A 15,291-nucleotide genomic window follows, 5' to 3' on the forward strand; every position below is an offset into this window, starting at 1 on the left:
CCACAGGGTGCGGGCCACCTCGACGCCGTCCCGGGACTCCCTGGCCCGCCCGGCCGAGATGTGGTCCAGGGAGGTCAACCGGCTGGAGACGTGTAAGGGTTCGGCATTGCATCGGCCGCCCCCACGGGTCTCGAGACCGGGCGGCACGGCCCGCACCGCCCGCGCGCACCGCAGCTCGGCCGCACGCCCGGCGCCGACACTGGATCGGCGCGCCGGGAACCGCTCGATTGAAACCGTTCAATCCTGTACGGCCCGCGCTCCGCGCAGGGCTCCTTCGCGCACTGACCCGAACCAGCCGTGTCCCTGAATCGCCGCCACAGCGATTGACCCCCGCCTCGCCCGGCTCTACGGTACCCACGCCCCTCTAGATTGAATCGATTCAAGCACTGAGTCGTGCCACCCCGGAGTGAGGAGAGCAGATGATCAGCAGGAGGAACATGCTCGCGGGCGCCGCCGCCACGGTCGCGGCGGCCGCCGTCGACGGCGCGACGGCAGCGACGGCCTCGGCCGCCGGACCGCCCCGGACCCAGGCACGGACACGGCCGGACGCGACGCTTGCCGGGCTGAGCGTGGCCGCGCCGACCGTGGAGTACGTCCCCAACCCCCTCGGCCTCGACGCCCGACGCCCCCGCCTCAGCTGGCCGTTGCTCTCCGACCGGGTGGGCGCGCGGCAGAGCGCCTATCAGGTCCGCGTCGCCACCACCCCGTCGGGGCTGGCGCGCCCGGACGTCTGGGACAGCGGGAAGGTCGTCTCCGGCGACTCCGTCCTCGTGCCGTACGCGGGTCCCGCGCTGCAGTCCCGGACGCGCTACCACTGGTCCGTGCGGGTGTGGGACGGGGACGGCCGGGTCTCCGGCTGGAGCGCGCCCGCCTGGTGGGAGACCGGGCTCATGGACACGGGTCAGTGGACCGCCGAGTGGATCTCCGCACCGGCGAGCCTCACCGACGCGCCGTCCTTCGAGGGCGGTTCATGGATCTGGTTCCCCGAGGGCGACCCGACGAGCAGCGTGCCGGCGGCCACCCGCTGGTTCCGCCGCACCGCCGAGCTGCCCGCCGGGATCACCGCGGCGACGCTCGCCATCACCGCCGACAACGTGTACGCCGTCTCCGTGAACGGCGCGGAGGTCGCGCACACCGACCTGGACACCGACAACGAGGACTGGCGCCGCCCGGCCGTGATCGACGTACTGGACCGGGTGCGCGCGGGCGACAACGTCATCGCCGTCTCGGCCACCAACGCGAGCGTGGGCCCCGCGGGACTGGTCGCCGTCCTCGTGGTGCGTACCGCCTCGGGCGAGCAGCGGGTGTTCACCGACGCCACCTGGAAGGCCACGGACACCGAACCGGCCGACGGCTGGCGGGAGTCGGGCTTCGACGACGGCGACTGGCCCGCCGCCAGGGTGGCGGCCGCGTGGGGCGGCGGGCCGTGGGGGAGGGTCGTCCCGGTGTCGTACGCCGTCACCCAACTGCGCCACGAGTTCCGGCTCCCGCGCAGGAAGGTGGCCCGTGCCCGCCTCTACGCCACCGCGCTCGGCCTGTACGAGGCCCACCTCAACGGCAGCCGCGTCGGCGACGACCGGCTCGCGCCCGGCTGGACGGACTACCGCACCCGTGTCCAGTACCAGACGTACGACGTCACCACGCTCCTGCGGCCCGGCGCCAACGCCCTCGGGGCCCTGCTGGCACCCGGCTGGTACGCGGGCAACGTGGGCATGTTCGGGCCTGGTCAGTACGGCCGGCACCCGCTGCTTCGCGCGCAGTTGGAGGTGGAGTACGCGGACGGCACGAGGGAGCGCGTCACCTCGTCCCCCGACTGGCGGGCCGCCGCCGGGCCGATCGTCGCCGCCGACCTGCTGAACGGCGAGACGTACGACGCCCGCAAGGAGACCCCGGGCTGGACCTCGCCCGGCTTCGACGACGGCGACTGGCTCGCGGTCCGCGAGGAGGGCGAGGCCGGCCCCGGGCTGATCGTCGCACAGGCGGACGGGCCGGTCCGGGTGGAGCGCGAGCTGACACCGCGGGAGGTGACCCAGCCGAAACCGGGGGTCCACGTGTTCGACCTGGGCCAGAACATGGTCGGCTCGGTGCGGCTGCGGGTGTCGGGCGCCGCGGGCACGACCGTCCGGCTCCGGCACGCCGAGGTGCTCAACCCCGACGGCACGCTCTACACCGCGAACCTGCGCAGCGCGGCGGCGACGGACACCTACACCCTCAGGGGCGGCGGGGAGGAGACCTACGAGCCGCGCTTCACCTTCCACGGCTTCCGGTACGTCGAGGTGACCGGCTTCCCCGGCACTCCCACGGCGCAGGCCGTCACCGGGCGGGTGATGCACACGGACGCCCCCTTCACCCTGGACTTCGAGACCGACGTGCCGATGCTCGACCAGCTGCACCACAACATCACCTGGGGGCAGCGCGGCAACTTCCTCTCCGTGCCCACCGACACGCCCGCGCGCGACGAACGGCTGGGCTGGACGGGGGACATCAACGTCTTCTCGCCCACCGCCGCCTACACCATGGAGTCGGCCAGGTTCCTGTCCAAGTGGCTCGTCGACCTGCGGGACTCGCGCACCTCGGAGGGGTCGTTCACGGACGTCGCGCCGGTGGTCGGCACCCTCGGCGACGGCACCGCAGGCTGGGGCGACGCCGGAGTCACCGTGCCCTGGGCCCTGTACCAGGCCTACGGCGACCGCCAGGTCATCGCGGACGCCCTGCCCTCCGTCCGGGACTGGCTGGCCTACCTGGAACAACACAGCGACCGCCTGCTGCGCCCTGCCGAGGGCTACGGCGACTGGCTGAACATCGACGACGACACCCCCAAGGACGTCATCGCCACCGCGTACTTCGCGCACAGCGCCGACCTCGCGGCCCGGATGGCGGCGGAACTCGGCGAGGAGGCGGACGCCACGACGTACCGCGACCTCTTCGAGCGGATCCGGTCGGCCTTCCAGAGCGCCTACGTCACCTCCGACGGCAGGGTGCAGGGCGACACGCAGACGGCGTACGTCCTGGCCCTGTCCATGGACCTGCTGCCCGACGCCTCGCGCCGGGCAGCGGCCGACCGCCTCGTCGCCCTCATCGAGGCCAGGGACTGGCACCTGTCCACCGGCTTCCTCGGCACGCCCCGGCTGCTGCCCGTCCTGACCGACACCGGCCACACCGACGTCGCCTACCGGCTGCTCCAGCAGCGCACCTTCCCCAGCTGGGGCTACCAGATCGACCGCGGCTCCACCACCATGTGGGAACGCTGGGACTCCATCCGGCCCGACGGCAGCTTCCAGGACCCCGGCATGAACTCGTTCAACCACTACGCGTACGGCTCGGTGGGAGAGTGGATGTACGCCAACATCGCCGGCATCGCGGCGGGCCGGCCGGGCTACCGCGAGATCGTCATCCGCCCCCGCCCCGGCGGCGCCGTCACCACCGCCCACGCCCGCTTCACCTCTGTCCACGGCCCCGTCGCCACCCGGTGGCGGCAGCGGTCCGGGCGCTTCACCCTGACCTGCGCGGTGCCGCCCAACACCACCGCCGAGGTCTGGATCCCCACCGACGACCCGAAGACGGTGACCCACACCCACGGGACGTTCCTGCGCCAGGAGGACGGCTGCGCGGTCTACCGGGTCCCCTCCGGCACCCACCACTTCGCCTCCTGACACCCGCCCCCGGCCTCGCGAGGCGGACAGCACCCGCGCACGTCCGCCTCGCGACGGCCCCGTCTCGCCCCAGCGCGCCCCCTCCTGTCGTCACACGGCCGCGCTGCACCGGCAATTCCTGCTGCGCAGGCCCCTGTTGACCGCCCTCGCACGTCCCCTTCGCCGCCTGCCGCCGCGGTGCGGACCGCACGACCGCGGCAGCGCGGCCCGCCGGAATCACGCGTTGTCCCAGGCGCCACGGCCGTGTTGTCCCGACCCATTGTGTTGAGGCTTGCGCACCTTTACTGTTCGACTTTGCCCGAGTCTGTTTGGTGTTGATTACTCAGTCGGTCTGGAGGCCGTGGTGCGGAGTGATCGGATCGGTTCAGAGCCTGCGAGACCCGGTAGGCGGCGGTGGTGGCGACCCGCCCTCGCGGCGGCCGCGACCGTCGCCCTCGCCGCGGGCATGATGACACCCGCCGCCGCGGCGGCCCGGGACGTCGGCGGACCACCCCAGACCGCCGCGGCCACCGCCGCCCCGCAGCCGCACACGGTGAGCCTGGACGGCTACTCCTTCCTCGTCGACGGCAAGCGCACCTACCTGTGGTCCGGCGAGTTCCACTACTTCCGGCTGCCGAGCCCTGACCTGTGGCGGGACATCTTCCAGAAGATGAAGGCCGCCGGCTTCAACTCCACCTCGCTGTACTTCGACTGGGGTTACCACTCGCCGAAGCCGGGGGTGTACGACTTCACCGGGGTGCGTGACGTCGACAAGCTCCTCGACATGGCCCAGGAGGCCGGGCTCTACGTCATCGCCCGCCCGGCGCCGTACATCAACGCCGAGGTCGACAGCGGCGGTCTGCCCGGCTGGCTGACCACCAAGGCCGGCGACAACCGCAGCGACGACCCGCGGTTCCTCAAGTACGCGGACGAGTGGCTGACCCAGATCGACCGGATCATCGCCCGCCACCAACTGACCAACGGCACCGGCTCCGTCATCGCCTACCAGGTCGAGAACGAGTACTACAACGGCTCGGCCGCCGGCCGCTCCTACATGCAGCACCTGGAGGACAAGGCCCGCGCCGACGGCATCACGGTCCCGCTGACCGGCAACAACAACGGCACCTTCAACTCCGGTACGGGCGCGCTGGACGTCGACGGCCCGGACTCCTACCCGCAGGGCTTCGACTGCTCCAACCCCGCGAAGTGGAACGGCGTCCCCGACATCAGCTACGACCACCCCGCCGGAAAGCCCCTGTACTCGCCGGAGTTCCAGGGCGGCGCCTTCGACCCCTGGGGCGGGCCGGGCTACGACAAGTGCGCCCAGCTGATCAACGACCAGTTCGCCGACGTCTTCTACAAGCAGAACATCGCCGTCGGCACCACCGCGCAGAGCTTCTACATGACCTACGGCGGCACCAACTGGGGCTGGCTGGGCATGCCGCAGAACTACACGTCGTACGACTACGGCGCCGCGATCCGCGAGACCCGCCAGCTCGATGCGAAGTACGCCGAGGACAAGCTGATCGGGTACTTCACCCAGTCGGTCGCCCCGCTGACCAAGACCGAGGCGATCAGGGCCACCCCGCCCGACGACTCCGCGGTCGTCGACACCGCCCGGATGAACCCCGACACCGGGACGCAGTTCCACGTCCTGCGGCACGGCAACTCCACCTCCACCGCGGTCGACAAGACGCACATCTCCCTCGACTTCGACGCCCAGCCGGCCGCGGACACCACCTACACCTGGGACGACCCCGACTCCGCGCTCCAGTACACCGGTTCGTGGTCGCACGTGGCCGACACCAGCTACACCGGCGGCGACTACAAGCACACGGAGTCGTTCTCGAACAAGGCCGGTGACTCGCTGACCGTCCCGTTCGACGGCACCGCGATCCGCTGGATCGGCTCGAAGACGAACAACCACGGCTACGCCGACGTCTACCTCGACGGCACCAAGCAGGCCACGGTCGACGACTCCGGCGGCGAGAACCAGGCGGTGCTCTTCCAGAAGACCGGTCTGGCACCGGGTGCGCACACCCTGAAGATCGTCGTGGACGGGACGCACAGCTCGGGGTCGACGGACAACTACGTGGCCGTCGACGCCATCGACGTGCCGACAGGCACCGCCGCCGCACAGCCGACCTATCCGGTCGTGCCCCAGCAGCCCGGCACCGCGATCACCCTCGACGGCCGCGACTCGCACGTGATCGTGGCGAACTACCGGCTCGGCGACGCGCGGTTGCAGTACTCCACGTCGGAGCTCATGACCAGCGCGACGATCGGGGACCGGGACGTCGCCGTGCTCTACGGCGACCCGGGCAGCGACGGCGAGACCGTCCTGCGCTACGCCGCGCAGCCCACCGTGACCGCCACCGGCGGCCCGGTCACCACCACCTGGGACGCGGCCACCGGGGACCTGCGGCTGAACTACACGCACAAGGGCCTGGTCCGCGTCAGCGTCAGCGCCGCCGGAAAGCGTCCGCTCCTGCTGCTCCTCGGCGACAAGGACACGGCGAAGACCTTCTGGCGCCAGGACACGGCGACCGGCCCGGTGCTCGTGCGCGGCACCCACCTGCTGCGGACGGCGACCAGCCTGGACGGCGGCCGCACCGTCGCCCTCACCGGCGACAACGCCGACGACAAGAACATCGAGGTGTTCAGCTCCGCCGACCGCGTCACCTGGAACGGCCGGACGGTGCGCACCCGGTCCACCGACACCAGCGCCACGGGCACGATCCCGGTGGCCGCCGCGATCAATCTGCCGGCACTCACGAACTGGAAGCACGCCGAGGAATCCCCCGAGTCGGCCCCTGGCTTCGACGACACCAGTTGGCAGGTGGCCGACAGGACGACCACCAACAGCGTCTCCGGCGGCGACGCGCTGCCGGTGCTCTACGCGGACGACTACGGCTTCCACACCGGCAACACCTGGTACCGCGGCCGCTTCCGCGCCGGCGGCAAGGAGACCGGCGTCCACCTGGTCTCGGACTCCGGCGGCGGCGCCCAGGCGTTCTCCGCCTGGCTCAACGGCACCTTCCTGGGCAGCTCCACCACGGGGAGCGCCGACTTCGCCTTCCCGTCCGGCTCGGTGCGGTCGTCGGGCGACAACGTCATCGCCGTGCTCACCGTCGACATGGGGCACGAGGAGGACTACAACTCGACCAACGGGAACAAGACCGCCCGTGGTCTGACCAGTGCCTCCCTGGTCGGGGCGCCGCTGACCTCCGTCACCTGGCGGGTGCAGGGAGTACGCGGCGGCGAGGACCTCCAGGACACGGTGCGCGGCCCGCTCTCGACGGGCGGTCTGTACGGCGAGCGGGCCGGCTGGTCGCTGCCGGGCTACCCGGACAAGAAGTGGGACCAGGTGTCCCTGCCGGCCACCGACACCCGTCCCGGCGTCTCCTGGTACCGCACGGACGCCGAGCTGGACCTCCCGCACGGGCAGGACACCTCGCTCGGGCTGACGTTCACCGACGACCCGTCCCGCAAGTACCGGGCCACGATCTTCGTGAACGGCTGGCAGGTCGGCAACTACGTCAACTACCTCGGCCCCCAGCACACGTTCCCCGTGCCCAACGGCATCCTCGACACCAACGGCCACAACAGCATCGCCATCGCCGTGTGGAACCTGGACGGCAGCACCGGCGGCCTGGGCAAGGTCGCGCTGACCGACTACGGCAGCTACGCCTCGTCCCTGCGGGTCGCCCAGAACGACAGCCCCCGCTACGACGCGGCGAAGTACGCCATGCCCCAGCGCCCCGGAGCGGACGTCACCCTGGACGTGCCGGACACCGCGCAGCCCGGCCACGCCTTCACGGCCGAGGCGACGGTGGCGGTGCCGAAGGACCGGCCGTCCGCCTCCGGCCTGACGGCTGTGCTCTCCGCGCCCGACGGCTGGACGGTGACCGCCACCGACCCCGCCTCGGTCGCGCGTGTCCGACCGGGGGACTCCGCCACCTTCACCTGGAAGGTCCAGCCGCCGGCCGGGACGCTGCCGTCCGCCTCGGCGCTGACCGCCACGGTGGACTACGTGCAGAGCGGGCGGCGGACCACCGGAGCCGACGAGCGCATCGTCGGCGGGATCCCGCCGACCCCGCCGGCCGGCCAGAGCGCGGTGAGCGACCTGCCCTTCCTGTCGTCCACCAACGGGTGGGGCCCCGTGGAGCGCGACACCAGCGTCGGCGAACAGGCCGCCGGTGACGGCCGCGCGATCACCATCGCCGGCGTCGGCTACGCCAAGGGCCTGGGCACCAACTCGGTCAGCGACGTCCAGCTCTACCTCGCCGGGACCTGCTCCCGGCTGACGGCCCACGTCGGTGTCGACGACGAGACCGGCGGGGCGGGTACGGTGACGTTCTCCGTGATCGCCGACGGCAGGACCCTGGTGACGACGCCGACGGTCCGCGGCAGACAGGCCGCGGTCCCGATCGACGTCGACGTCAGCGGTGCCCAGGTGCTCGACCTCAGGGTCGGTGACGCCGGGGACGGCAACGGCAACGACCACGGCGACTGGGGGGCACCGACCCTGACGTGTGGTTAGGACGTTGCGGTCAGCCGGACGACCCGCCGGGCACGGTCGCGCCGACCGTGCCCGGCGTCGTCGTGCGTGCCGGCTTCCAGGGCAACCCGCTCCGGATCGAGGGCACTTCCTGGTGCCCGCTCTCCTGGCCCGGCCGTCCGTTTGAGAGGTGGGCGGTCGGCCGGACGGTCACACACCGCGAAGGTGTGGCCTCGGCCGGCCCGGTGGTAATCCGGGCAATCGGTGATGTATCGGTACCTTTCACCCGTCGCTGTGGCGGTGAGCGAGAGGCGTGCGGGGAGGTTGACACGCCCGGGGGTCCAGGGGCGGCCCGCACCAGGCGGGGTAATGTGTTCGAGACGCGAACAGTTCTCTGAAGATGGGGCCGATGAACGTGTCGACTCGCGGCAGACGACTGCGGAGCCGAGCCGCCACAGCAGTCTTCGTCTGCGCGATCACCCTGTTACCCGGCCCGAGTTACGCGACCCCGGGCACACCCGATCCGCGCGACGACCAGTCGATCGAGGACATCCACCACGAACTGACCGGCCTCTACCGCCAGGCGGAGGTGGCGACCGAGGCGTACGACGCCGCCGACGTGAAGGCAGCCGCGCAGGCGAAGCGGCTGGCCTCGCTCCACCAGGACCTGGCACGCACCGAGGACAGGCTGGCCGACCTGCACGACCTCGCGGGCGCCGCCGCCCGCACGCAGTACCGCGGGGGCAACCTCGACTCCACCGGCATCCAGTTGCTGCTCGGAGACCACCCCGAACACGCCCTGGACGACGCGGCCCAGGCCCGCCAGGCGCTGCGCAGTCTGGTCACCGTGTCCGAGAGCCGGCAGCGCGCCCGCGCCGAGCTGAGCCGGCAGACGGACGCCGCCGCCGTGAGGCTGCGGGAGCTGAAGAAGGCCCGCGCGGACCAGGCGGACGCGAAGCGGAAGATCGAGAAGAGGATCGCCGAGGCCGAGCGGATCGAGGCCGGCCTCAAAAAGGAACAGACCCGCAAACTGGCCCAGTTGGAGAAGAAGGAGGCGCAAGCGGCCACGTCGAAGTGGGCGGGTCTCAGCTCCGGCGGCGGCACCTCGACCGGCACCGGCTCGGACGGCGGCACGCCCCAGGCGAGCGGAGCGGCCGCGAAGGCCGTCGACTTCGCGCTGGCGCAGATCGGCAAGCCGTATGTGTGGGGCGCCGTGGGCCCCTCGTCGTACGACTGCTCGGGCCTCACCTCCACCGCCTGGGCGGCGGCCGGGCACCCCATACCCCGCACCTCGCAGGCGCAGTGGCAGGGACTGACCCGGGTGGCTCTCGCCTCCGTACAGCCCGGCGACCTGATCATCTACTACGACGCCACCCACGTGGGCATGTACATAGGAGGCGGGCGGATCGTCCACGCTCCGCGGCCCGGACGCACCGTCACGATCGCCCCGGCCGCCTCCATGCCCATCCTCGGTGTCGTCCGACCCGGAGTCTGAACGGATGACCTCCTCACTCACCCCCCGCGACGGGGGGAACCTGCCCGCGCTGAGCGCACCGCCGCTGGTCCGGCTCGACGCCTATGTGGCCGAGGACGGGTCGACGGTGGTCAACGGCCACCTCCTGGAGATGGGCGGCACGCGGCCGCCCAACGAGGCGATCCTCGACGCGATCGCCATGTTCGCCCGCACCCTGGGCGCCCCGGTGGCGGCCACCGTCATCGACCGCAGCGTGCTCCAGGTGGCGCGCCTGCGGGTCCACCCCGACGGCTCCAGCCGGACCATCGGCGAGGAGGAGGACCTGCCGCCCGGGCGCGAGCGCACCGCCGCGGAGGAGGAGGCGTTCCCTCCGCTCGCCCGTGTCGAACGCATCATCCAGCACGCGCAGCGCGGAGAGCTGCACGCCGCGTCCGTCCTCGCCAGCGCGTTGCGCGAGCACCTCACGCTGCGCAGGGGCGCGGAGGACGAACTCTCCCTGGAGGCACGGGCGATCGAGGCGTACCTCGCGTTCCAGCGCGGCGACTACATGCACTCCACCGTCCTGGCGCTGACCGTCGCACGCATCCGCTGCCGCACGGACCTGAACCGCGCGGCGCCCGAGGTCGCCCGCGCCACCGCGGCCTGGCAGCGGCTGACGGACGACGGACAGGTGGCCACCCGGGGGCAGGAACTGCTGCACATGTGGGACCACCTGGTGGCGGAGGGCATCTCGCTGGAACCGGCCCACCAGGCCATGGCCCAGGCCGTCAGGAAGCGCCTCGAACGGGGCAACCGGACCGTACCCGCCCCGGCCGCGGCACCGGCGCTGACCGCGGGCCAGGGACCGGCCGCCCCCGAGGACACGCCCCTCAGCCCGACCCGCCGGGGGCTGCGGCGCTTCACCCGGCGGCCGGGCCGCTCCGTCGAGGCACAGCCCTAGGCCGCCGGTGCTCAGTACGCGTGGTGCACCTGCCAGAACGCCCAGGCCTGGCAGGGGCTGCCGTAGGCGGTGTTCATGTAGTTGAGGCCCCACTTGATCTGCGTGGCCGGATTGGTCCGCCAGTCGGAGGCGACCGAGGCCATCTTGTTGCCGGGCAGCGCCTGGACGAGTCCGTAGGCGCCGGAGGAGGGGTTGACCGCGAGGTAGTTCCAGGTGGACTCGTGATCCACGATGTTGCTGAAGCACTGGAACTGGCCGCTGCCCACGATCTGCGCGGCGATGGCCTTGATCTGCGCCACGGTGTAGGAGCTCTGCACCGGGAAGCCGGCGGTGGGGTCACCGGCCGCGGCCTTGGCCGCCGCGCGCTGCCTGGCGGCGGCCTGCTTGGCCTTCGCGGCCTTGGCCGCCGCCGCCCGCGCGCTCTGCTCGGCGTCCTTCCGGGCGCTCGCGTCCGCCTGCACCGCCATCGCGTCGGCCTGCCGCGTCAGCGACGCCGTCTGCACCTGAGCCTGCTGCCCCGCGGGCAGGTCCGCGAGAAGGGTGGCATCGGCCGCCGTCGCGTCCGCGTCGTTGTTCTGCGCGCTGCTGCCCGAGGCGACACCGACGACACTTCCCACAGCGGTGACCGCGGTGGCCGACGCCACCGCGATTCCCCGGACCGATATGCGGCTCACGCGCTTCTCTTCCTCTTCGCCCGGGCCACCGCGTACGGCGGTCGACAGAAGGAACTCGCCGGTTGGGCACGGCGGTTGGAACACTCTTGCGTGTCGGGCCGCCGGACGCAATGCCGTGGGGAGTGCGGATCCTCACACCGCCGGCGGGCACCTGGCCGGCCGCTCGCGCATCCCGGTGTGAAGGAATGGTCCCTAGGGCCGGATCAGCTCCTTGACACCCCGGGCCGCGAGATGGCGGTCGTCGGTGGCCCGCTCCGCCAGGACGATCGCCGGCCTGGCGCCCTCCGCACGCGCCCGCGTCCAGGTCTCGAAGAAGGCGCCGCCCGGACCGGAGACCGCGCGGGTGGCGGGCGTGCAGTCCAGGACCAGCGCGGTCTCCCGAGGGGCCGGCGGGCGTCGGCCGCGCAGCTCCGCCACGGTCTCCGCCAGCGCGTGCGCGATCGGTTTGGGGCGGCCGGCCGTGTCGAACAGGCCCAGCGTGTACTCGAGTTCGGGGAAGTCGGCGAGCGTCCGGTCCACGTCGTGGGAGCACCACCAGGTGACGCCCCACAGCTGCGTGCAGTCCGCGGCGTATCGCAGGGTCGCGCGGGCGAAGTCCGGGGCGTCGGCGGCCGGGACGTGCGGTTCGGGCGCGCCGGTCTCCTGGACCCAGACCGGGCGGGCGGGGTCCACCGCGTAGGCCTTGGCGAGCTCGGTGCCGTACTCGGCGAGATGCCGCACCTGGGGCGAGCGGGCGCCGTAGCGGCGGGCGCAGTCGCCGGAGAACACCCACGGGTGCACGGTGGTCAGGTCGCCCTTGCGTGCCGACGTCTCCGGTGTGAACGGGTGGCCGTCGTCGTACCAGGCCGCGTCGTACGCGGAGTGGGTGACCAGGCCGACGCCGTCGCCCAGCCCCTCCCGCGCGGCGGCCAGCAGCGTGTCCAGGTAGTGGTCCACCTCGGCGACCGTCACCGGGTTGTGCTCGACCAGGTTGTTCAGCTCGTTGCCGAGCTGGAGGCCGAGGAGGTTCGGGCGGCCGGTCAGGGCGCGGCCGAGGGTGCGCAGCAGGGCGGCCTGGGCCGCGACGGCGTCGGGGTCGGTGAAGACGTTGCGATGGTGCCGACCGCGCGTCCACGCCGGGTAGAAGTCGAAGCTCGACAGATGGCCCTGGATGCCGTCCACGAGGACATCGAGGCCGAACTCCGCGGCGATGTCCACCAATTGCGTGAGCTGGGCCACGGCGGCGGAGCGGACCAGAGTGCGGTCGGGCTGCAGCAGCGGCCACAGGTGGAAGACCCGGACGTGGTCGAGGCCCAGCCCGGCGATCTGCGCCAGGTCCTCGCGGGTGGCGTCCGGATCGACGTCGTGCCATGCGTGGAACCAGCCGCGGCGTGGGGTGTAGTTGACGCCGAAGCGGAGTTCGGGGACGGGCGGGGGCGTGCTGATGGCGTCCTCCTCGGGGCCTCGGACACTCCTCGGACCTTGTCTCACGCGAATGTAGCAACCACCATGGACGGCAATGAACAGTGATTTGAACCCGAATCCGGCAGCGGGTCCGGGAGCGAGGCTGGTCGTCGGGATCGACGCCGGCGGCACCCGGACCCGTGCCGTGCTCGCGGACGCCGATGCCGGGCGCACGCTCGGGGAGGGCGTGGCCGGGCCGGGCAACGCGCTGACCGTGCCATCGGCGGAACTAGCGGGGCACCTGGCCGAGGCGGTCGCGTCGGCCGTGCCGACGGCGGAGCGCGCGCGGGTCGCCGCCGTCGTCGGCGGTTTCGCAGGAGCCGCCCGGTCCCCCGACGCGGAGCCCGGCCGGGCACGGGCACGGGCCGCTCTCACCGCCGCGCTGACCCGGCTGGGCATCGGCGACGCGGCGGTCGAGGTCTACAGCGACATCGAGGCGGCGTTCGCCGGTGCGCCCGGCCGGCCCGCCGACGGACTCGCCCTGGTGGCCGGCACCGGCGCCGTCGCCGCCCGGATCGAGGGCCGCGCGCTGGTCGCCACCTGCGGCGGGGACGGCTGGCTGCTGGGGGACGACGGCGGCGGCTTCTGGATCGGGCGCGAGGCGGTACGGGCGGCCCTGCGGGCAGCGGACGGCAGGGGGAGGGCGACAGCACTGACAGCGGCGGTCGGGCAGGCACTCGGAGTCCCGGCACCCGCACTGCCCCCGACCGGGAGCGAACCGGGGACGACTTCGCCCGACGGCGGGGCTTCGACGCTTCCGGCCGAGTGTGGGGTGCCCGGATTCCCGGCCGGGGGTGGGGTGTCAGGCTCCGCACGCGAGGGCGGCTCTCGGCCGCTCCCGGCCGACGGCGGGTCTGGGCGGTTGCCGGGCCGTGGCGGGTCTCCGGCGCCCGGGGGCGACGGTGGGTCCGGGGGGTTTCCGGGCGACGGGGATGTGGCGCCGGGGAACGGCAGGGGCTCTTGGCCGTTCCTGGGCGATGGTGTGTCTGGAGGGTTCTCGGGCGGCGGCGCGGATCCGGTGTCCGGTCCCCGCGGTGGGCTCTGGGCGTCGCCCCGGCGCGCCGCCTACCGGGCCGCTCTGCTGCCCGCCGTGATGAACCGGCCGCCGGTGCGGCTGGCCGATCTGGCGCCCCTGGTGCCGCGTGCGGCGGCGGAGCAGGACGCGGTCGCCGAGGCCATCCTCCAGGAGGCGGCCACCCATCTCGCCGGGACCGTGGCCGCGCTGGGTCCGCGCCCGGGGGAGGTCCTGGTCGTCACGGGCGGACTGGTCGCCCCGGACGGCCCCCTGCTGAGACCGCTGACCGAACGGCTCGCCCATCTCGGCCTCACGATCACCCCGGTGCCGGACGGCCGCTCGGGCGCCGTGGCGCTCGCGCGGCTCCTCGCCGCCCGCCGCTGACCCACGAGGCATCCCCGTGACGGCACCCGCCTACCGCGCGCCCACCCCGCCCTTGGACGACCGGGGCGCCGACCTCCTCTCCCGCATGCCCCTGCGCGGGAAGGCCGGCCGGCTCAACCGGCGCAGGTACGGCTGGCACGCCAACCGCCGCATGTCTCGGCGGATCCTCTTCCCGAAAAGGCGGTGAGCTCAGCGCGGCCGCCGGGACTTCGCCGCGTGCCGGCCCGCGATGTGGTCGGTCAACGCCAGTGAGGCGCTGGCCCGTTGGTAGGAGAGCTGGGCGACCCGCACGTACAGGCAGTCGATGAGGACCAGGACCGAGTGGCGGGCGCCGATGATGCCGGTGGGGAAGCTGGTCTCGGAGGTGGAGGAGATGAGCCGGATGTCGGCGGCGCGGGCGAGCGGGGACCGCGGGTCGGCGGTGAGGGCGATCGTCGTCGCGCCGCGCTCCCTGGCCGTCTCGAACGGCTCGGTCGTCTCGCGGGTCGCCCCGGAGTGGGAGATGCCGATCGCGACGTCGGCAGGGGTGAGCAGGGCGGCCGAGGTGGCCGCGGCGTGCACCTCGGTCCAGCCCCGCACCGAACACCCGATCCGGAACAGCCGGGTCTCGGTCTCCTGGGCCACCGCGCCGCTGCCGCCCACACCGTAGACGTCGATCCTCCGGGCCCGGGCCATGGCCTGCGCGGCCCGCTCGACCGCGTCCAGGTCGATCCGGTCCAGGGTTTGCTGGACGGCCCGCAGATCCGCCGTGCCGACCACCTTGACGACCCGCTCCAGGCTGTCGTCCGGGGAGATGTCCGGACCGATCTCGGCCGTGCCCCAGTCGGAGGCCTCGCCCCGGCCCCGCTCCTGCGCGAGCGCTATCAGCAGGTGCTGGTAGGAGTCGAGGCCGACGGCCCGGCAGAAACGCGTCACGGTCGCCTGCGAGGTGCCGGTGCGGCGGCCCAGCTCCGCGGCCGAACAGTGGGTGACGGCGGCCGGATCCTCCAGGATCAGCTCGCCGACCTTCCGCAGGGAGCCGGCCAGGCGCGGCAGCTCGGTCCGGATGAGTGTGGTGACGTCGGTCGAGGGCATGCAGGGAAGGTATCAGCCACCGTATACGGCGTCCGATGAATACCAGGACCGCCGCGCGGCGCCCTGGCCCCGTACACGCGGTACGTGATTTATCGATTCATCGGAATAAGGCTGGCTGGGCTGATTCAATCAGACGTCGGCGCGTGTCCCGGGG

At 72.8% G+C, this 15,291-nt stretch carries 9 protein-coding genes; 6 read left to right on the forward strand and 3 right to left on the reverse strand.

The genetic code is table 11. The features are described from left to right. Positions 1 to 419 precede the first annotated feature (419 nt). The 4 genes from AB0M11_RS06150 to AB0M11_RS06165 all read left to right on the forward strand — a co-directional run bounded on the left by AB0M11_RS06150 (position 420) and on the right by AB0M11_RS06165 (position 10,547). Entirely contained in the window at positions 420 to 3,653 is a 3,234-nt protein-coding gene (locus AB0M11_RS06150; protein ID WP_365701904.1) for an alpha-L-rhamnosidase, read from the forward strand. A gap of 343 nt (positions 3,654 to 3,996) precedes the next feature. Next, positions 3,997 to 8,175, forward strand: coding sequence for a beta-galactosidase (locus AB0M11_RS06155; protein WP_365701905.1), 4,179 nt, complete (start codon positions 3,997 to 3,999; stop codon positions 8,173 to 8,175). A gap of 367 nt (positions 8,176 to 8,542) precedes the next feature. Further along, the gene (locus AB0M11_RS06160; RefSeq protein WP_365701906.1) at positions 8,543 to 9,628 is read left to right on the forward strand and encodes an NlpC/P60 family protein; all 1,086 of its coding nucleotides are present in this window, start codon (positions 8,543 to 8,545) and stop codon (positions 9,626 to 9,628) included. Between the two features lie 4 nt (positions 9,629 to 9,632). Next, positions 9,633 to 10,547 carry a hypothetical protein gene (locus AB0M11_RS06165; protein ID WP_365701908.1) on the forward strand — a complete coding sequence of 305 codons (915 nt, stop codon included), beginning with the start codon at positions 9,633 to 9,635 and terminating at the stop codon, positions 10,545 to 10,547. An 11-nt stretch (positions 10,548 to 10,558) separates the two neighbouring features. Here AB0M11_RS06165 and AB0M11_RS06170 read toward each other — a convergent pair whose 3' ends face one another. After that, entirely contained in the window at positions 10,559 to 11,221 is a 663-nt protein-coding gene (locus tag AB0M11_RS06170) for a transglycosylase SLT domain-containing protein (RefSeq protein WP_365701910.1), read from the reverse strand. 192 nt (positions 11,222 to 11,413) lie between these two features. Next, positions 11,414 to 12,691, reverse strand: coding sequence for a glycosyl hydrolase (locus tag AB0M11_RS06175; protein ID WP_365701912.1), 1,278 nt, complete (start codon positions 12,689 to 12,691; stop codon positions 11,414 to 11,416). Positions 12,692 to 12,719: 28 nt separating this feature from the next. Between AB0M11_RS06175 and AB0M11_RS06180 the strand changes: the two genes are divergently transcribed. Both AB0M11_RS06180 and AB0M11_RS06185 read left to right on the forward strand, forming a co-directional pair. After that, positions 12,720 to 14,063, forward strand: a complete 1,344-nt coding sequence (locus AB0M11_RS06180; RefSeq protein ID WP_365701914.1) for a BadF/BadG/BcrA/BcrD ATPase family protein — start codon at positions 12,720 to 12,722, stop codon at positions 14,061 to 14,063. Between the two features lie 16 nt (positions 14,064 to 14,079). Next, a complete protein-coding gene (locus AB0M11_RS06185) occupies positions 14,080 to 14,250 on the forward strand; it encodes a hypothetical protein (RefSeq protein WP_365701916.1) in 171 nt (56 codons plus the stop codon). Positions 14,251 to 14,252: 2 nt separating this feature from the next. Here AB0M11_RS06185 and AB0M11_RS06190 read toward each other — a convergent pair whose 3' ends face one another. Then, on the reverse strand, positions 14,253 to 15,137 hold the full coding sequence (locus tag AB0M11_RS06190) for a MurR/RpiR family transcriptional regulator (RefSeq protein ID WP_365701918.1): 885 nt from the start codon (positions 15,135 to 15,137) through the stop codon (positions 14,253 to 14,255). Positions 15,138 to 15,291 lie beyond the last annotated feature (154 nt).

It is taken from the genome of Streptomyces sp. NPDC051987 (genome assembly GCF_040680735.1).
GTDB lineage: Bacteria > Actinomycetota > Actinomycetes > Streptomycetales > Streptomycetaceae > Streptomyces.

Bases quoted from the DNA above. Each gene is read 5' to 3' on its own strand.
- AB0M11_RS06160 (WP_365701906.1), top strand. From the start codon at position 8,543: ATGAACGTGTCGACTCGCGGCAGACGACTGCGGAGCCGAGCCGCCACA.
- AB0M11_RS06190 (WP_365701918.1), bottom strand. From the start codon at position 15,137: ATGCCCTCGACCGACGTCACCACACTCATCCGGACCGAGCTGCCGCGC.
- AB0M11_RS06150 (WP_365701904.1), top strand. From the start codon at position 420: ATGATCAGCAGGAGGAACATGCTCGCGGGCGCCGCCGCCACGGTCGCG.
- AB0M11_RS06165 (WP_365701908.1), top strand. From the start codon at position 9,633: ATGACCTCCTCACTCACCCCCCGCGACGGGGGGAACCTGCCCGCGCTG.
- AB0M11_RS06180 (WP_365701914.1), top strand. From the start codon at position 12,720: ATGAACAGTGATTTGAACCCGAATCCGGCAGCGGGTCCGGGAGCGAGG.